The 16,454-nt window shown below is 41.7% G+C and carries 21 protein-coding genes; 2 read left to right on the top strand and 19 right to left on the bottom strand.

Translation table 11 applies throughout. The features are described 5' to 3' along the window. Positions 1-28 precede the first annotated feature (28 nt). Positions 29-955, top strand: coding sequence for a nucleoside recognition protein (locus BXY41_RS07435; protein ID WP_104436186.1), 927 nt, complete (start codon positions 29-31; stop codon positions 953-955). Here the strand turns inward: BXY41_RS07435 and BXY41_RS07430 are convergent. From BXY41_RS07430 to BXY41_RS07390, 9 genes are all read right to left on the bottom strand, one after another. Then, positions 912-1,493, bottom strand: a complete 582-nt coding sequence (locus tag BXY41_RS07430) for an HrpE/YscL family type III secretion apparatus protein (protein WP_104436185.1) — start codon at positions 1,491-1,493, stop codon at positions 912-914. The genes BXY41_RS07435 and BXY41_RS07430 overlap by 44 nt on opposite strands. 19 nt (positions 1,494-1,512) lie before the next feature. Further along, positions 1,513-2,001, bottom strand: coding sequence for a pantetheine-phosphate adenylyltransferase (gene coaD, locus BXY41_RS07425; RefSeq protein WP_104436184.1), 489 nt, complete (start codon positions 1,999-2,001; stop codon positions 1,513-1,515). Positions 2,002-2,019: 18 nt separating this feature from the next. Next, positions 2,020-2,583: a 16S rRNA (guanine(966)-N(2))-methyltransferase RsmD gene (gene rsmD, locus BXY41_RS07420; RefSeq protein ID WP_104436183.1), complete on the bottom strand. Its 564-nt coding sequence runs from the start codon at positions 2,581-2,583 to the stop codon at positions 2,020-2,022. Between the two features lie 141 nt (positions 2,584-2,724). Beyond that, positions 2,725-2,928, bottom strand: a complete 204-nt coding sequence (locus BXY41_RS07415; RefSeq protein WP_104436182.1) for an alpha/beta-type small acid-soluble spore protein — start codon at positions 2,926-2,928, stop codon at positions 2,725-2,727. A 180-nt stretch (positions 2,929-3,108) separates the two neighbouring features. Continuing rightward, positions 3,109-3,723 carry a uridine kinase gene (udk, locus tag BXY41_RS07410; RefSeq protein ID WP_104436181.1) on the bottom strand — a complete coding sequence of 205 codons (615 nt, stop codon included), beginning with the start codon at positions 3,721-3,723 and terminating at the stop codon, positions 3,109-3,111. 97 nt (positions 3,724-3,820) lie between these two features. Further along, the gene (locus BXY41_RS07405; protein WP_104436180.1) at positions 3,821-4,474 is read right to left on the bottom strand and encodes a DUF975 family protein; all 654 of its coding nucleotides are present in this window, start codon (positions 4,472-4,474) and stop codon (positions 3,821-3,823) included. Between the two features lie 36 nt (positions 4,475-4,510). Next, positions 4,511-6,562 (bottom strand): ATP-dependent DNA helicase RecG, encoded by a 2,052-nt coding sequence (gene recG, locus BXY41_RS07400; protein WP_104436179.1) that lies wholly within the window; start codon positions 6,560-6,562, stop codon positions 4,511-4,513. A gap of 98 nt (positions 6,563-6,660) precedes the next feature. Next, on the bottom strand, positions 6,661-8,331 hold the full coding sequence (locus tag BXY41_RS07395; RefSeq protein WP_104436178.1) for a DAK2 domain-containing protein: 1,671 nt from the start codon (positions 8,329-8,331) through the stop codon (positions 6,661-6,663). Positions 8,332-8,345: 14 nt separating this feature from the next. After that, positions 8,346-8,702: an Asp23/Gls24 family envelope stress response protein gene (locus BXY41_RS07390; RefSeq protein WP_104436177.1), complete on the bottom strand. Its 357-nt coding sequence runs from the start codon at positions 8,700-8,702 to the stop codon at positions 8,346-8,348. Positions 8,703-8,871: 169 nt separating this feature from the next. On the opposite strand from BXY41_RS07390, the gene rpmB reads away from it, so the two are divergent. Further along, positions 8,872-9,057, top strand: coding sequence for a 50S ribosomal protein L28 (gene rpmB, locus BXY41_RS07385; RefSeq protein WP_097004294.1), 186 nt, complete (start codon positions 8,872-8,874; stop codon positions 9,055-9,057). 102 nt (positions 9,058-9,159) lie between these two features. Here the strand turns inward: rpmB and BXY41_RS26660 are convergent, their stop codons facing one another. The 10 genes from BXY41_RS26660 to gmk all read right to left on the bottom strand — a co-directional run bounded on the left by BXY41_RS26660 (position 9,160) and on the right by gmk (position 16,451). Continuing rightward, entirely contained in the window at positions 9,160-9,297 is a 138-nt protein-coding gene (locus BXY41_RS26660; RefSeq protein ID WP_013272624.1) for a hypothetical protein, read from the bottom strand. Positions 9,298-9,351: 54 nt separating this feature from the next. After that, complete coding sequence (locus BXY41_RS07380; protein ID WP_104436176.1) at positions 9,352-9,762, bottom strand: GerW family sporulation protein; 411 nt, start codon at positions 9,760-9,762, stop codon at positions 9,352-9,354. Between the two features lie 17 nt (positions 9,763-9,779). Then, positions 9,780-10,691: a DUF2953 domain-containing protein gene (locus BXY41_RS07375; protein WP_104436175.1), complete on the bottom strand. Its 912-nt coding sequence runs from the start codon at positions 10,689-10,691 to the stop codon at positions 9,780-9,782. A 14-nt stretch (positions 10,692-10,705) separates the two neighbouring features. Beyond that, positions 10,706-11,026: a hypothetical protein gene (locus tag BXY41_RS07370; protein WP_104436174.1), complete on the bottom strand. Its 321-nt coding sequence runs from the start codon at positions 11,024-11,026 to the stop codon at positions 10,706-10,708. Then, a complete protein-coding gene (locus tag BXY41_RS07365; RefSeq protein ID WP_104436173.1) occupies positions 11,007-12,344 on the bottom strand; it encodes a hypothetical protein in 1,338 nt (445 codons plus the stop codon). Before BXY41_RS07365 ends, BXY41_RS07370 begins: the two co-directional genes overlap by 20 nt. A gap of 22 nt (positions 12,345-12,366) precedes the next feature. After that, positions 12,367-13,611 (bottom strand): competence/damage-inducible protein A, encoded by a 1,245-nt coding sequence (locus BXY41_RS07360; protein ID WP_104436172.1) that lies wholly within the window; start codon positions 13,609-13,611, stop codon positions 12,367-12,369. A 2-nt stretch (positions 13,612-13,613) separates the two neighbouring features. Further along, positions 13,614-14,156 carry a CDP-diacylglycerol--glycerol-3-phosphate 3-phosphatidyltransferase gene (gene pgsA / locus BXY41_RS07355; RefSeq protein ID WP_104436171.1) on the bottom strand — a complete coding sequence of 181 codons (543 nt, stop codon included), beginning with the start codon at positions 14,154-14,156 and terminating at the stop codon, positions 13,614-13,616. After that, positions 14,140-15,480 (bottom strand): 30S ribosomal protein S12 methylthiotransferase RimO, encoded by a 1,341-nt coding sequence (gene rimO, locus BXY41_RS07350; protein ID WP_104436170.1) that lies wholly within the window; start codon positions 15,478-15,480, stop codon positions 14,140-14,142. Before rimO ends, pgsA begins: the two co-directional genes overlap by 17 nt. Positions 15,481-15,549: 69 nt before the next feature. Next, on the bottom strand, positions 15,550-15,804 hold the full coding sequence (rpoZ, locus tag BXY41_RS07345) for a DNA-directed RNA polymerase subunit omega (protein WP_104436169.1): 255 nt from the start codon (positions 15,802-15,804) through the stop codon (positions 15,550-15,552). Between the two features lie 26 nt (positions 15,805-15,830). Further along, complete coding sequence (gene gmk, locus BXY41_RS07340) at positions 15,831-16,451, bottom strand: guanylate kinase (protein WP_104436168.1); 621 nt, start codon at positions 16,449-16,451, stop codon at positions 15,831-15,833. Positions 16,452-16,454: the final 3 nt, after the last annotated feature.

Raw genomic sequence — 16,454 nt, 5'->3', positions numbered from 1 at the left:
TTGTATAAAACAATCTATTCAGGTGCGTATGAAAAAATCCTTTTTCCGTCTTCTTTCTGTAGCCGCACTCTTTGCGCTGCTCCTTTTTCATGATACCGCATTTGAAGGAGCAAAAAGCGGACTGATTCTCTGGGGCAGCGTGGTAGTGCCCACTCTCCTGCCGTTTATGATCTGTTCCAATGTAATTGTTTCCCTAAATGCAATACATATTCTGATTTTTCCGGTCAGACAGCTACTGCACCGTTTCTTCTGCCTGTCTGATGCAGGGTGCTACACCTTTGTCTCCGGACTGCTCTGCGGTTATCCCATGGGTGCTAAAACCTGCAGCGAATTTATGGATGCCGACCGGATTACACAAAAGGAAGGAAAATACTTATTAGCAATCTGTAACCACCCCAGTCCCATGTTTCTTTTGGGATATGCAGCCTCTGGCCTGCCAAAGAGTGTACCGGTCTGGATTCTCCTGCTTTGCATTTATGCCCCAGTCATACCAGTAGCCCTGGCAGCCCGGTTCTGTTACAAGGTGGATCGTCCGTTCGGATCCATGCCGGTCTCAAAAGAATCCATAAAATCCTTTGATGAAAGTCTTATGGGTTCCTGCGAGGTAATGGTAAAAATCGGCGGATATATTATGCTTTTTTCCATCCTGGCTTTCTATATTACAAAGCTTCCCATCCTTTGTTCTGAATATAAAGCGGTACTTCTTGGTTTTGTGGAAATCACCACAGGAATCCAGGCTGTTTCCCATGTATTCGCGGGTACTATGGGCGGTTTATGGATCAGCGGGGCTACTGCCTTCGGAGGTTTATCCGGTGTATTTCAGACAAAGAGTGTCATAAAAAATGCCGGATTATCCATCCGGCACTATGTAGTATGGAAAGCAATACATACTCTCCTGACAATTCTACTGTTTATTCTGCTGACCCGTCTTCCAATCCTTCTGCCGTCTGCATAACAGCTCCTGTCAGTTCCTGACGGTTAGAAGAAACAATATCGTAGCTTGACTGCATGGAAGTCATAAAAGCGTCAAAACGCCCCTGTGCGCCCTCCATGGAGTGACTGATAATCGTCTGCAGACTCTTTAACATATCATCTGTATATTGAACAGAGCTTTGACGAATGCCGTTTGCATCGGCAACAGCCTGTTCAACGATCTGCTGAGCCTGAACCTGAGCCTGTTCAATAATCTCATTGGCCTGAGCATAGGCTTTTTGCATAATCTCGTGTTCATTTACCAGTTCATTGGTCTGGGCATTGGCCTGGGCTAAAATGGAATCTGCCTGCTGACGTGCTTCGCCCATGATGGCATCCCTGTTGCTGATAATCTTCTGGTACTGCTTGATCTCATCCGGAATTCGAAGGCGAAGTTCCACCAGCAGCTCTTCCAGTTCATCTTTGTTTACCACAATCTTGCTGTTAGAAAGGGGCTGGTACTTGCAACTGTCAATATATTCTTCGATTTCACCGATTAACTGTTCAATTCTGCTCATCATAATACGGACACTCCTTGCTTTATTTCGTTCTATCTTCTATTTTTTCCCTTACACGTTCTGCAATCTCTTCCGGCACAAACGCGTTTATCTCACCGCCATAAGAGGCAATCTCCTTCACAATGCTGGAACTAAGATAGGAATACTTTAAATTCGTTGTCAAAAACACAGTATCCACCTCTGGTGCAATCACCCGGTTTGTCTGTGCAATCTGCAATTCGTATTCAAAATCTGTTACAGCACGAAGTCCGCGGACTACCGCATCCGCCTGATTGGCTCGTACAAAATCTATCATCAGCCCGCCAAAGGATTTTACTTCAACATTAGCAAAATTACTAGTCAGGCTCTTTAACATATTAACACGTTCTTCTACAGAAAACAACGGAGTTTTTGAATAATTATTTAAAACCCCGATAATTAAATGGTCACACATTCTTGCCGAGCGCTCAATGATATCAAGATGGCCAAAAGTCACCGGATCAAAGCTTCCCGGATAAACTGCTTTTTTCATATTGTTACTTCCTTTTATTTATTCTTTTTCTGTTCTTTTAACAAACACATGCTTATTTGTTTTGTAGTTTTTCTCCTTCATAATCTCGTAGCCCATAGAGTCAAGATAATCAAAATCCGTATCCAGGGACGCTTCAATAATGATGGTAGTTTCTTCTCCAATCAGAGATGATTCAGTGAAATATTCCAGGACTTTCTTCTCCCATTCCATGCGGTATGGAGGATCCATAAAGACTACATCAAACTGATAGTCTTTGCCTTCCAGTCGCTTCATTGCAGTCAGTACATCGCAGTTCATCACCACGGCATCGGTTTCCAACTTGGTAGTCTTTAAGTTTTCCCGGATGCATTCTGCCGCTTTTGGGTTTTGTTCCACAAAAACTGCCAGCTTTGCTCCCCTGCTTAAGGCTTCTATTCCAATGGCTCCGCTTCCGGAGAATAAATCCAGAAAGCTGCAGTCGTAAAGACTGTCATGTATCATATTAAAAAGTGTTTCTTTTATCCGGTCGGTTGTCGGTCTTGTATCCAGACCTTCTATGGTCTTTAAAATAAGCCTTCTGGCTTTTCCAGCAATTACTCTCATATACTACGTTCCTCACATTATTTTTCCAGACTATTATAGTATGAATACGGAAATTATACAACAAAAAAAAGAAAGGAGCTGCAGCCCCTTTGTAATCAAATGAATGATTACTGGCTGTAGCTCCTTTTGAATTGTTACAGATTATTTTCCTGCAATCTGTCTTTCATAGGCTTCGATCATTTTCTTAACCATATATCCGCCTACGGAACCATTCTGTGCGGAAGTTAAGTTACCGTTGTATCCATTTGTTAACGGTACACCTAATTCGTTTGCTACTTCCATTTTGAAACGATCCATTGCTTCTTTTGCTTCTGGTACATTTGTAGTGTTAGATTTTCCTGACATAATTAAATGCCTCCTTTTCATCTATTCACCATGTTCGTAAATCTTTTTTCATGGTGTGTTTTGTGCTACACTCCTATTATGGCTTTAATAAGGTGAAATACACTAGAAGGTTTTTCGTAAAATGTTATTTTCAGGAAAAAAATGAACCACTTCATGTTATTTATGATGCTGTAAAGCAAATCAGCCCTCGTTTAGTATCTTTTCTATATTTGTTTTGACCAGCTGAAAGGCCACTTCATTCATGCCGCTGTTAATAATTACGTCAGCCAGAGGCTTTGTTGGTTCAACGTAAAGATAATGCATGGGCTTTACCGTGGTTAAATACTGTTCCACAACTCCTTCAATATCTCTGCCCCTGTCTTTTACGTCACGGATTACCCGGCGTAAAATCCTCTCGTCTGCATCCGCCTCAACAAAAATCTTAATATCAAACATATCTCGTAAGCGCTCATCAGCAAAAACTAATATTCCTTCGACTAAAATAACCTTTTTAGGCTCTACTTTAACGAACTTGTCAGAACGATTGTGTTTGGAATAATCATAAATCGGACACTCCACTGACTCTCCGCTTCGCAGTGCAGCCAGCTGATTGAGCAAAAGTTCTGTCTCAAATGCTTCCGGATGATCGTAATTCATCTTTTTTCTTTTTTCAAAAGGAACCCCATCCTGCCGCTTATAATAATTATCATGGTAAAGAACTGCTATATTTTCACAAAATGCATCTTTCAACCGGTTGGTAAATGTTGACTTTCCTGAACCGGTACCTCCGGCAATTCCTATTATAATACAATTCATCTTCCGCAATCCTCCACTAATCTGGTTCTGTACACACAAAAATTATTTTATCAGAAAGACCGGATGAATTCAATGGTTTTTCTCTCTGTATCTGTTCTTATTCTTTTATTTCATTATAGTAATTTGCCAGGGTTACAGTCATATAGGGATAAACATAAATATAAGCAAGAGTACAGGTGACAAGTGCCAGTAAATGCCACAGGATAAAGGACAATTCCAAAACAAAATATTCCCATAACCGCCCATCCATCATATCTTTGCTCTCTTCAATGCACTGAAAAATCCCTTTTTCCGGATTTTCAACCATAATGAAGATTGCCTGTGAATACCTTAGTGCGGCTATAATACCTGGTATGATGAGCAATAGAGACCAAAGAGTTACAAACACTCCTATCATAAAATAAAGACCAAATGCTTTAAAAAAATAGGAAGCACTGGAAAATAAATCACCATAAGACATGGATTCGTCACGTTTTGACACTTTTAAGCAGTAAGACTGATAACCGAATTCCAACAGCATACTAATAATGAAATATACGATTAAAAAAACAATACTAAATAAGATATAGGACCGCCACTGATCGGCTCCAGCGCCACTGTCTTCCAGTATTTTCTGCCATTTATCCAGAAACATCTGAATCACTGATAAAACCGTAAGAATGATTCCCATAATTACAGTAACCAGATATGGGCTTATTAATGCCTGTTTCATGGCATTTTTAGCATCTGCCTTTAACACTTCTCTGTTCATACTGCTGCCTCCTGATTAATAGTTTAATTTCATCAATTACAAATTCAGCCTGTCGTAACTTTTTTCCAGATATTCACTAAGCTTTCTGCTCAGTTCTGTATTCTCTTCTTTTTCCAGATCAGGATCTTCTGAAAAAATGTGTTTTACTTCCTCTGATACCGTCTTTAATAAATTGGCATCGGTAAAAATATCTCCTAATTTAAATTCCATCTCTCCGCTTTGACGAATGCCGAATATATCACCTGGCCCTCTCAGCTTTAAATCTTCCGAGGCAATAAAAAAGCCGTCGTTAGACCGGTTTAAGATATCCAGCCGTTCCTTCGTACCATCCTGATCCGAGCCATTTACCAAAATGCAGTAGGACTGATATTTGCCACGCCCGACCCGGCCTCTTAACTGATGAAGCTGGGCAAGACCGAATCGCTCCGCATTTTCTATCATCATAACGGTAGCATTTGGTACGTTAACTCCAACCTCCACAACAGTTGTAGAAACAAGAACTGAAATTTCCCCGGAAGCGAACCGTTCCATAATGCTGTTCTTTTCTTTTGCTTTCATTTTCCCATGAAGATATTCAATACTCATTCCAGGAAGTGCTTCTTTTAATGCAGCAGTATAATCCACCACATTTTCTGCTTCGATCATCTCACTTGCTTCCACCATAGGACAGATCACGTAAGCCTGACGTCCGGCTGCAACTTCCTTTTTCATAAAATCATAAGCTTTTTTTCGGTATCCGGTATCCACCACGCAGTTTTTAATGGGAAGCCGGTTGGCAGGAAGTTCATCGATCACGGAAATATCTAGATCTCCGTAAATGATGATAGCCAGGGTTCTTGGTATGGGAGTCGCACTCATTACCATTACATGAGGTTCTTCTCCTTTTTTTCCCAGCAGTTCTCTTTGCCCTACGCCGAAGCGGTGCTGTTCATCTGTAATGACCAGAGCCAGTTTATCATAAATGACCTTTTCCTGAATCAGTGCATGTGTTCCTATTATGATATCAGCCTCGTGTTTTGCTATTTTCTCATAAGCAATTCTTTTTTCCTTAGCAGTCATGGATCCGGTAACAAGAACCGGTACCTTATTAATCTGGTATTTTAAGAACAGCTCATTTATGGATTCATAATGCTGTCTGGCAAGAACCTCCGTGGGAACCATGAGAGCTCCCTGATAACCGTTACAGGCTGCCTGAAGCAATGCCAGTATGGCTATGATTGTTTTTCCTGATCCAACATCTCCCTGCACCAGCCGGTTCATAACCAGACCGCCTGTCATGTCTGCATATACCTCATGAAGTACTTTTTGCTGGGCACCTGTCAAAGAATAAGGCAAACTTTCCTGAAATGATTTCACTTCCTCTGATAACTGGATTGCAAACGGGCTGGTTTTATTCTCTCTTTTGTCCTTTAAACGTCTGACAGCCATTAAGAAAAGGAAAAATTCATCAAAGACCAGTCGTTTTCTGGCAAACAAAAGTTCTTTCCTGTCTGACGGAAAATGGATATGTTCAATTGCAAAATTATATTCTGCCAGTTCGTGCTTCCTTCGCAGATCGGCAGGCAGATAATCCCTGATCATAAGACGGGCACTGAGTGCCTGCTTTTGTGCCCGGACAATGGTCTTATTACTTAAGCCCTTTGTCTGGCCGTAAACAGGCTGCATGGAATGAATGATCTCTCCATAAGCCTCTGCCGTATAAACTTCAGGCTGCTCCATGATAAGACGGCCGCTTTTCTTAATAACTTTTCCACGAAAAACAGCCCGCATTCCAGCCTTTAACGTAGCATGCAGATAAGGCATATTGTACCAGATCAGCTGCATGGTACCAGATCCATCTCTTAAAAGAGCTGTAACAACCTGTACACGACTGTATCGTTTTACATCCGGTGTTCTCTCAAGCATCCCGGCCACGGTCATAATGCTGTCCGGTTTAATTTCAGCAATTGGTGAGGGGTCCTCATACGTATCATATGCCCTTGGATAATATTCCAGAAGATCTTCTATTGTGTCCACTCCAATCTTTTGAAACAGTTTCCCGGTTTTTTCTCCAATCCCTTTCAGGGATTCAATGGGTTTCTGGTTCATCCGTTCACCCGCCTCCTTTCATTTTGTTTTCCCGAATATTAAAAAACCGGGCAGACGAGAGTCACGTCTGCCCGGAATCATACAGCTTCGACTCCTTTTTATTCCACGGAAATCAGATAATAATAAATCGGCTGACTACCGCAATGAAGCTCCACTTCACAGTTTAAAAATTGTTCTTCTGTTTTTTCCTTCAGTGCTGTGGCATCCTCTTCATTCACATCCTTACCATAATAAATGGTAATCAGTTCTGATTCTTCCTCTACCATAGCTTCCAGTGATTTCAGTGCAGTTGCTTCAATCTCTTCCCCGACAGCAAGAATGCCATGGTCTCCCAGAGCCATGATATCGCCTTCTTTAATTTCGATATCATCGATGGTGGTATTACGGACTGCATAAGTAATCTGTCCGGTCTTTACACGGCTCATCTCTTCCGTCATAATTGCTTCATTTTCCTCAGGAGATAAATCAGGTGCAAAGTTAATAATTGCAGTAATACCCTGTGGAATCGTCTTGGAAGGAATGACGATTACTTTCTTATCCTCTACCAGACTTCTGGCCTGCTCTGCAGCCAGAATAATGTTCTTGTTATTCGGCAGAATGTAGATTGTATCTGCATTTACCCGGTCAATGGCGTTTAACATGTCCTCAGTACTAGGATTCATGGTCTGGCCGCCCTGAATTAAATAATCCGCTCCAATACCGCTAAAGATCTCATCAAGCCCCTCACCAGCTGATACAGAGATAAAGCCATAAGCCTTTCTTGGCTCTGATTTCTTTCCTTCTGCCTTCTGCTGTGCTGCCAGCTTTTCTGATTCTTTAATCAGTCTCTCCTGATGCTCTTCCCTCATATTATCAATCTTCATGCGGGACAAAGAGCCAAGGGTAAGCGCCCTTTGAATGGCAAGTCCGGGATCGTTGGTATGAACATGAACTTTCACAATATCATCATCGGAAACAACTACAAGGGAATCTCCAATGGATTCTAAATATCCTTTAAATTCCTGTTCTGTTTTTTCGTTATAAGGCTTTTCTAAATTAACAATAAATTCTGTACAGTAGCCGAATTTAATATCAGCTTCTTTCAGTGTACTTCCTTCCATAGAGACAACCGGCTCCACACGTACTGCGGTTTCTACGGTTAAGTCAACTTCTTTCCCTGAGAGGAAGTTAAAAGCACCCTTCACCACCTGCATCAGACCCTGACCGCCGGAATCCACAACACCTGCCTGCTTTAATACCGGAAGCATCTCCGGAGTCTGGCTTAACACGTAATCGCCCTGTTCTACAACCTGGCTGCAAAATTCAAGAATATCTTCTGTTTCAGTTACAAGCTCAGCCGCTTTTTCAGCCATTCCTCTTGCTACTGTCAGAATGGTTCCCTCTTTGGGCTTCATGACTGCCTTATAAGCTGTCTCTGTGGCTCTCACAAAGGAATTAGCCAAAATAGTAACGGTCACCTGGTCAGCGCTTGCGATCTCTTTTGTAAATCCTCGGAATAACTGGGATAAGATAACGCCGGAGTTTCCTCTTGCGCCTCTTAAAGAACCGGAAGAAATTGCTTTTGCCAAAGATTCCATGGTTGGATTCTCTATGGCAGCCACTTCTTTTGCCGCTGACATGATGGTCATCGTCATGTTTGTTCCGGTATCTCCATCTGGAACTGGAAATACATTCAATTCATTAATCCAGTCCTTTTTGGCTTCCAGTCCTTTTGCACCTGCTAAAAATGCTTTCTGCAGCATCTTTGCGTCTATATACTTCATACCCACAGGTAGTTTCCTCCTTAATCAATCACTCTTACGCCTTCGACAAAGATGTTAATCTTATCTACCGTCATACCGGTGAATTCTTCTACTTTGTATTTTACATTTTCAATCAGATTATCGGCTACTGCAGAAATGCTGATTCCATATGCTACGATTACATGAAAATCAATGGTGATATGGTTGTCCTGAATCATCACATTAATTCCATGTGTCAGTCCTTCCCGTTTTAATAACTTAACGAGTCCGTCTTTCATGCTGACAGCCGCCATACCGACAATACCGAAGCACTCAACTGCTGTGGTTCCGGCGTACATAGCGATAACATCAGGGCTTACCTGGATCTCGCCCAGTTTATTATTGATATAACCCTTCATAGTCTCTACCTCCGTTCTTTCTGTCTGTAATGATTATACATGATTTTTCCAAAAAAAGAAACAAATTTTTATTTTTCACTTGCAAATCGCTGTAATTTCTGTTATCATACACTTGTTGTGGATTTTTCAACCAATAAAAAATCCAAGTTACTTTTAAGGAGGTGCAATCATGGCTAAATGTGCAATTTGTGAAAAGGCTGCTCACTTTGGCAACGCAGTGAGCCATTCCCATAGAAGATCCAATAAGATGTGGAAAGCAAATGTAAAGTCCGTTAAAGTTAAAGTAACAGGCGGCGCTAAGAAGATGTACGTATGTACTTCCTGTTTAAGATCCGGATTAGTTGAAAGAGCTTAATCGTAGGAAACTCCTGGCTGATATCAGTCAGGAGTATTTTTTTTATAATTATGAGACCCGGTTGATTCAATCGGGTCTCAATGATAGCAACAGTTTTCGCTGTCAGCAGCAAAACAGATTATATCCCAGTACCAGGCATCCAATTATAAACAGAATTGTAACGATCGTCGCCGGGATAAACAGTAGGATTGCCATACCTGCTCCAAAACAGAACAGCATAAGTCCACATACTCTTCTCATATCATCCCTCAATCCATTCAGGCTATATAATATCCTATGCGGCTTATCCCTTTCTTATTCTTCTGCTTTTTCTTTCTCTGCCGCCGCAGCCATCTCCTCTGCCATTTTAATCGCTTCCGGTGATACATCCTTGTTTCCTGATGTAAACTTATTAACAAAATCCGGAACCATGTCAAGGATCTTTGTCACTGCATCCTGCTGCTTGATGTTGACCAGCTTTGTCACACCGTTTTGAATAATCAGTATGGCGCTTGGGCTCATCTTCGCATGCATACCTCCCGCACCCTTTTCCTTGGCATTTTCCGAAAAGGATCCGGCAGCCATTCCACAGGTCACATCCACCAAAGGCAGAATAATGGTATCATCCACCTTAACCGCATCTCCTACAACTGTTTTTGTCGCCACAAAGGCATCCATACCTTTAAACAATGCCTCTACTGTAGACGTAAAATAATTATCTGCCATTGAACGCAATTCCTCCTTTATCGTAGCCATCTCTTTAACAGAACTCTGAAATTTTTATCAAGAAGCATCCGTAAGCCGATGATCAGGACTGTCCCCAGGCGTATTCTTCCCCGAAAAGTTCCTTCTGCGGTAAACACAGATTCATCAAAAACCGGATATAGATTCCAATATTTATGAATGAAGGGATACAGTACACTGGCTGCCATAAGTGCCTGTCCCGTCAGTGCCGGGTCTTCAAAACCAAATGTCACGTTACCGTGCCCCTTTACAGGGAAAATATGACGAATCAGACGTTTTACCTGTCTGTAAAGCAGCTTTGCGGTCTTCTGATTTTCGCTGTTGGAAAGAAAAGCCTGTATTTCATCTTTCTTCTCTTTCATGTTTTTCAGTGTATCACAAAATTTCCGGTATAAGTACTTAATTTTTTCCAGAATATGGATTATTTTCTTCTTTATCTTATTATAAAAATTCTGAAGCCAGGAAATATGCTCTGTTTGTGTTTGTTCTGTCTGTCTGCTCTCTTTTTGTACTGGCTGCCGGGACAGAGGTTCTCCCTGGACAGTTTTTTTCACATCCTGACCTAATTGTCTTGCTTCTTTTATGGTTTCCGGCTCTTTTATTTCCATTGCCTGAACCATGATTTCTTCTGCCTCTTTTAGCTCTTCATCCATTTTCTTTGGTCTCATAATTCGAAATCCAAACAGGCGGACTGAAATGACAACTTCTTCTTCATACCGAACCGTGACAGAAAGGATATGTAGCAGCCAGGAAATTTTCATATTTCCCTTCACTTTTTCAAAATAAGATCCTTCTCCACGGTAACGAACCGGTACAAACAGCACCAGAAGAACTGCCAGAATAATAAGTCCTAAAAGAATCAGGATCAGAATTCCTAACAGCTTTAAAATAAATAAAATTACATGAAGCATGAACACCTCACATCTTACCGGTCACTTTTCAAAAAATCAGACAGATTAAATCCTTCTGTTTTCCGGTATAAATCATGAATCACACGTCCAGCCACTTCCATTGCCTCCCAGTAATCAGAGGCTATACCAAGGATAAAGAACTCTTTTTCCTTATAAAATGGAGATATTATTTCAGCAGCTGGAAAGATATCAAGTATATTATTCCCATTTGAAGCAGGTGTAATCACATAAATATCCAAACCGGGTTTCCCCTTCCTGATTCCCTGAATGATCCGGTATCGTTTCTTCTTCGCTTTCTCTCCGACGTATAAACGGTTATACCAGCTTATTTTCATAATCCATCAGCTCTTCTAATAATTCCATGCATGTTTCTTTTTCAGCGCGATCTAAGCAGCTTGAAAAACTGCCTCTTACGTATTCCTGGATTTCATCAATCGAATTAAAATAAACAGGCAGATCCGATAATACCTTGGCCATAACAGCACGAACCACCGGTTTTGGCGCATCTGCAAATAGTTCTTCCAGCTCCTGTATATAAGCTTGTGCCTGCTGATTTAAATAAGACTTATCAACGATTGCGCTTTCTTCCCCGGAAAGTGTCTCTCTGCCTTCCTCTTTTATAAGTTCAGCAAAGCTGCTTCCAGATAACAGCCTGTCTACATTCATGGAACGAATATAGTCCCCATCATCAGCAGACTCTTCGTTCTCCTTAAGAACTTCAACTTTTAAATAACGTTCGTAGTAAGTTTCCTGCCTGCCTTCTAACTGGGTAAGCTGGTCAAGAAATTCATCTTCCCCTACGGTAAAATCTTCCTGATCCAGTTTCACCTGTATGCTGCTTATTACAGATCGGTAAAATTCCTCTTCATTGATGTCAATGACAGCGTCCTGCTTAGCAAACATCAATACACATAAATCATTAATTACATCCTGAAGCATCACATAAAAACCAGACTCATCTGTAAGAACCTGACTTGCATAGGACAATTTTGCGGAAGCTTCTTCGAAGCTGTCAAAGGTCATATCCCGGTAATCCATACGCTTAAACTGCTGTAAAATTTCGTAAATATCCTTATGACCAGCATCCATCCCTTCAGGAAGTGAAACCATGGATTCCGTCCGGAGGGTGTACATCATATCCCGTAGATTCTCCCTTGGAGAACCAAGATAAACGGAAAGTCCCTCCATAAGAAGACTGTAAAACTTCTGTTTTGTCAGCCGTATCGGGAGCTGCCCGATAATCTGTTTGATCCGTCCGTTCATAACAGCGGAGTCACTGGTGTCAGTAATAAATCCCATCAGCCGTTTTATAAATGCTTCGTCTCCGTCATTTGTTTTGCCGGAAGAAATAAACTTTCGTTCCATGCGGTTTAATATATACTCAAAAATCTGAAAACAGTCGGCATAGGAAGTCAGAACCTCTACTTCGTGAGTCATGTCCTTCCTCAGTGCCAGCAGATCCTTGTTTACTTCCTTTCCGGAAATACATTCTCCTATCAGGCTGTTTAACCGTTTTAAGTAATCAGTCATCTGCTGGGTCTGGGGTGCTTCATCTGCAACAGTCTCCAGTATTGTATAGTAGTTTAGCACAAGTCTTACATAAGAATACTGATAAGCAGCAGTCATCTGTTTTTTCATCAAACGGGTTTCCACGTGTTGTCTCCTCTCGGGGGTATTAATGATAATTGGATAAAATAGATCTCCTCAGGAAATCAAGGGCCTTTACAACGGACTGCTCCCTGATTTTTTCACGGTTACCTTTAAAATGGTATTCTTCCACCTTTACTTTGTCCTTCATATAGCAGGCAATATAGACTAGTCCCACAGGCTTTTCTCCATCTGCGTCCGGACCGGCAATACCAGTAACTGCGATACAGGCATCTGCATCGGAAGCAAATACACCTCCGGTTGCCATCTCTTTGGCTGTCTGTTCACTGACTGCCCCATATTTTTTTAAGGTGCCCTTGCTGACATCTAAATATTTTCTTTTTGCTTTGTTGGAATAAGTGATAAAGCCTTCTCTGAAAACCTCTGATGCACCTGGTACATTAACCAGCCTGCCAGCAATCAGACCGCCTGTACAGGATTCCGCCGTTGTAACAGTCAGTTCGTGCTTCTTTAAAAGCCGTACAACTGCCATCTCAAGAGTTTCTTCTTCCTTGGTTGTGTATACAGCATTATCAAACCGGCTCTTTATCTCTTTTACAACAGGTTTAAGAAGGGTTTTTGCTTCATCCTCATTGGCAGCCTTAGCGGTTACTCTTAAATGAACCTCTGCTGTCTTGGCGTAAGTGGCAATGGTAGGATTGGTCTGGGTATTAATTAAATCAATCAGCTTATCTTCCACCTGGCTTTCACCATAACCGCATATTTTAACCATCTGGGACCGGATTACTTCCGGCTGGCGGCTTTGCAGGTAAGGGAATACCTGCTCGGTAAATAAGGGTTTTAACTCATTAGGAGGTCCCGGAAGCAGTATCGCAGTTTTCCCGTCCTTCTCCATAATAAGTCCCGGGGCAGTTCCGTTATTGTTATCAAGCACAGTAGCCCCCTGAGGAATCATAGCCTGTTTCCAGTTATTGTCCGGGATTTCTTTATATATATTGTTTTTAAAATATTTACTGATCCGCTCTCTGGTATGTTCATCTTCAACCAGATCAAAGCCCATTACCTCTGCGCATACTTCCTTAGTCAGATCATCTTCTGTTGGTCCGAGACCACCGGTAAGAATTACCACATCAGAACGATTCAGTGCTGTTTCAAGTACTGCAAAGAGCCGTTCCCTGTTATCCCCAACCGTCACCTGATGATACATGGAAAGTCCTAAAAGAGCACATTTTTCCGCGAGATACTGGGTGTTTGTATTAACGATGTTTCCAAGAAGAATTTCTGTTCCGACTGAAATCAGTTCAACTACCATGTTTACATACTCCCTTCCATAAGAACGCCATAATTTTTTGCTATATAATCAACAAGTGAAACCACTGTGAGTATTGCCGCAATCCAGATAAAGGCATTGGTAACGATCGATAGCGCAGGTATGTTTAAAATCAGCAGAACTGACATCACCATCTGGGAAGCTGTCTTAAATTTCCCCCAATAGCTTGCCGCAATTACAACTCCGTTATCAGAAGCAACCAGGCGGAATCCGCTGATAATAAACTCACGGCTGATAATTACAATCACGATCCAGGCCGGAAGCTGTCCAAGTGCAGTGAAACAGATCAAACCTGCGCATACCAGAAGTTTATCCGCAAGAGGATCCATAAATTTCCCAAAATTAGTTACCAGATTATACTTTCTTGCAATCTTGCCATCCAGCATATCGGTAAAGCTTGCAACAATAAATACAGCTGCAGCGATATAGCGGTAAGTCACATTGGTACCGCCGTCAAGCAGTAAAAAAAGAACAAAAAACGGAATCATGATAACCCTTAAAACAGTCAGTTTATTCGGTAAATTCATCTTCCAACTCTCCTATTAAATCATACTCCATTGCTCCGGTAACACGGATTTTTGCAAAATCCCCAGACATCAGTTCCTCACCTGTCTGAACAAAAATCATTCCATCCACTCCCGGACCATCCATATAGGTTCTTGCTACATATGCATTCTCATCAGCAACTTTTCCCTCAATCATCACTTCCAGTGTTTTTCCAACCATAGACTGGGAAAGATCAAGGGAAATCTCCTGCTGAAGCTCCATAATTGCATCTCTGCGATCCTCTTTGATCTCCTGTGGAACCTGATCAGGAAATTCTGCAGCCGGTGTATCTTCCTCTGCTGAATAGGCGAATACCCCAAGCCGTTCAAACTCCATCTCATCCACAAATTCCATCAGTTCTTCGTGATCTTCCTCTGTTTCTCCCGGAAATCCGGAGATCAGTGTGGTTCTCAGTGCAATATCAGGAATCTCATTGCGAAGCTTGTTAATGATGTCTTTCAGCTGCTCTTTTGAGGTTCTTCTTCCCATGCGTTTTAAGATCCGGTCGCTTGCATGCTGAATGGGCATATCCAGATAACGGCAGATTTTACTTTCTTCTTTCATAACTGCAATCAGCTCATCTGTAATCTCCTCTGGATAACAGTACTGGATGCGAATCCACTGAATCCCTGATATGCGGCAAAGCTTCTTTAATAATTCAGGAAGAGATTTTTTACCATATAAGTCCACACCGTATAAAGTGGTCTCCTGAGCTACTAAAATCAGCTCCTTCACGCCCTTATCAGCCAGTTTCTCTGCTTCTTTAATCAGATTTTCCATGGGGACACTGCGATAGTTACCTCTTAAAGTTGGGATGATACAGTAAGTACAATGCTTGTCACAACCCTCTGCAATTTTTAAAAAGGCATAATGGCCTCCTGTGGTAAGGATTCTGTCCGTTTCTGTCTGGGGAAGTAAATCCAGTTCATGGAAACAGGATACAGATCCCTCGCCTCCCAATGCCTTCTTTAAAACATTGGATATCTCATCATAGGTTGATGTTCCCAGAATACCATCTACTTCCGGTATCTCATCAATGATCTCCTGCTTATAACGCTGTGCCAGGCAGCCTGTAACAATCAGCGCTTTACAGTTGCCGTCTATTTTTCTCTGTGCCATCTCTAAAATGGTATTGACACTTTCTTCTTTGGCATCGCCGATAAAGCAGCAGGTATTGATTACAATGACATCTGCCTCATACTCGTCATCCGTAAAAGTATAACCGTCTCTATTTAAAAGGCCTAACATCATCTCCGTATCAACCAGATTCTTATCACAGCCCAGTGATATGCATAATAACTTCATGTTTAAACTCCTGTCATTCGTTTTTCCTGAAAGAAAAGGCCATCTACCATAACGGAGACGGCCCTCTTCTTAATTATCGTCTTCTTCTGTTGCGTCCGCTTCGCTTAAAATCTTCACTTTGCCCTCATATAACTCTTCTACGGCAACTGAAAGCGGCTTTTTGCCGGCTCCCGGAATCTCAGTGTCAGAGCCTCCGATGATCTGTCTTGCTCTCTTTGCTGCGGCAATCACGATAGAATAACGGCTCTGTACAACCGGAGCATCTCCCGGTTCAACCTCACTGTTTACTACATTAATCAAATCTGAATAAGATGGATGTAACATCTTCCATTCCCCTTTCTCAAACCAGTTTATATATTCTTTAATTCTTCCCGGATCTGGGATAAAAATGCCATATTATTGGAAGCACGCTTATGCTGTACCTGAATCATAAGATGCATCTCCTCCACGCATGTGTCGATCTCATCATTAATTAAAATATAATCATAAGCCTCCATGCCCTGTGCTTCTTCCGAAGCTCTGCGAAGTCTGGCATTAATTACCTCCATGCTTTCTGTACCTCTGCCGATCAGACGGCGTTTCAGCTCTTGTGCATTAGGTGGCATGACGAACAGCAGGATTGCTTCCGGAAACCGTTCCTTTACTTTCAGAGCTCCCTGAATTTCTATTTCAAGAATAACATCTTTCCCCATTTTCATCTGGTTTAAAACATATTCCTTGGGAGTGCCATAAGAATGATTGACGTACTGTGCATATTCAATCAATTCTTCCTTTTCAATCATATCGTTAAAATGTTCTTCTGTAACAAAAAAATATTCTTTTCCATCCACTTCACCCGTTCTGGGCGCTCTTGTGGTTGCGGAAATAGACAACGCATAATTCTCATACCGGTTCAGAAGCTCTTTCATAAGTGTGCCCTTTCCGGCACCGGAAAAACCGGATACAACTACCAGCATGCCATGTTCGTTCATACT

This window comes from Lacrimispora xylanisolvens (assembly GCF_002934545.1).
Lineage (GTDB): Bacteria > Bacillota > Clostridia > Lachnospirales > Lachnospiraceae > Lacrimispora > Lacrimispora xylanisolvens.
This window is presented reverse-complemented; position numbering and strand designations above follow the sequence as displayed.

What these genes read in the sequence shown, in the direction of transcription:
- BXY41_RS07435 (WP_104436186.1), top strand. Translation starts at nt 29, where the DNA reads ATGAAAAAATCCTTTTTCCGTCTTCTTTCTGTAGCCGCACTCTTTGCG.
- BXY41_RS07430 (WP_104436185.1), bottom strand. Translation starts at nt 1,493, where the DNA reads ATGATGAGCAGAATTGAACAGTTAATCGGTGAAATCGAAGAATATATT.
- coaD (WP_104436184.1), bottom strand. Translation starts at nt 2,001, where the DNA reads ATGAAAAAAGCAGTTTATCCGGGAAGCTTTGATCCGGTGACTTTTGGC.
- rsmD (WP_104436183.1), bottom strand. Translation starts at nt 2,583, where the DNA reads ATGAGAGTAATTGCTGGAAAAGCCAGAAGGCTTATTTTAAAGACCATA.
- BXY41_RS07415 (WP_104436182.1), bottom strand. Translation starts at nt 2,928, where the DNA reads ATGTCAGGAAAATCTAACACTACAAATGTACCAGAAGCAAAAGAAGCA.
- udk (WP_104436181.1), bottom strand. Translation starts at nt 3,723, where the DNA reads ATGAATTGTATTATAATAGGAATTGCCGGAGGTACCGGTTCAGGAAAG.
- BXY41_RS07405 (WP_104436180.1), bottom strand. Translation starts at nt 4,474, where the DNA reads ATGAACAGAGAAGTGTTAAAGGCAGATGCTAAAAATGCCATGAAACAG.
- recG (WP_104436179.1), bottom strand. Translation starts at nt 6,562, where the DNA reads ATGAACCAGAAACCCATTGAATCCCTGAAAGGGATTGGAGAAAAAACC.
- BXY41_RS07390 (WP_104436177.1), bottom strand. Translation starts at nt 8,702, where the DNA reads ATGAAGGGTTATATCAATAATAAACTGGGCGAGATCCAGGTAAGCCCT.
- rpmB (WP_097004294.1), top strand. Translation starts at nt 8,872, where the DNA reads ATGGCTAAATGTGCAATTTGTGAAAAGGCTGCTCACTTTGGCAACGCA.
- BXY41_RS26660 (WP_013272624.1), bottom strand. Translation starts at nt 9,297, where the DNA reads ATGAGAAGAGTATGTGGACTTATGCTGTTCTGTTTTGGAGCAGGTATG.
- BXY41_RS07380 (WP_104436176.1), bottom strand. Translation starts at nt 9,762, where the DNA reads ATGGCAGATAATTATTTTACGTCTACAGTAGAGGCATTGTTTAAAGGT.
- BXY41_RS07375 (WP_104436175.1), bottom strand. Translation starts at nt 10,691, where the DNA reads ATGCTTCATGTAATTTTATTTATTTTAAAGCTGTTAGGAATTCTGATC.
- BXY41_RS07370 (WP_104436174.1), bottom strand. Translation starts at nt 11,026, where the DNA reads ATGAAAATAAGCTGGTATAACCGTTTATACGTCGGAGAGAAAGCGAAG.
- BXY41_RS07360 (WP_104436172.1), bottom strand. Translation starts at nt 13,611, where the DNA reads ATGGTAGTTGAACTGATTTCAGTCGGAACAGAAATTCTTCTTGGAAAC.
- pgsA (WP_104436171.1), bottom strand. Translation starts at nt 14,156, where the DNA reads ATGAATTTACCGAATAAACTGACTGTTTTAAGGGTTATCATGATTCCG.
- rimO (WP_104436170.1), bottom strand. Translation starts at nt 15,480, where the DNA reads ATGAAGTTATTATGCATATCACTGGGCTGTGATAAGAATCTGGTTGAT.
- rpoZ (WP_104436169.1), bottom strand. Translation starts at nt 15,804, where the DNA reads ATGTTACATCCATCTTATTCAGATTTGATTAATGTAGTAAACAGTGAG.
- gmk (WP_104436168.1), bottom strand. Translation starts at nt 16,451, where the DNA reads ATGAACGAACATGGCATGCTGGTAGTTGTATCCGGTTTTTCCGGTGCC.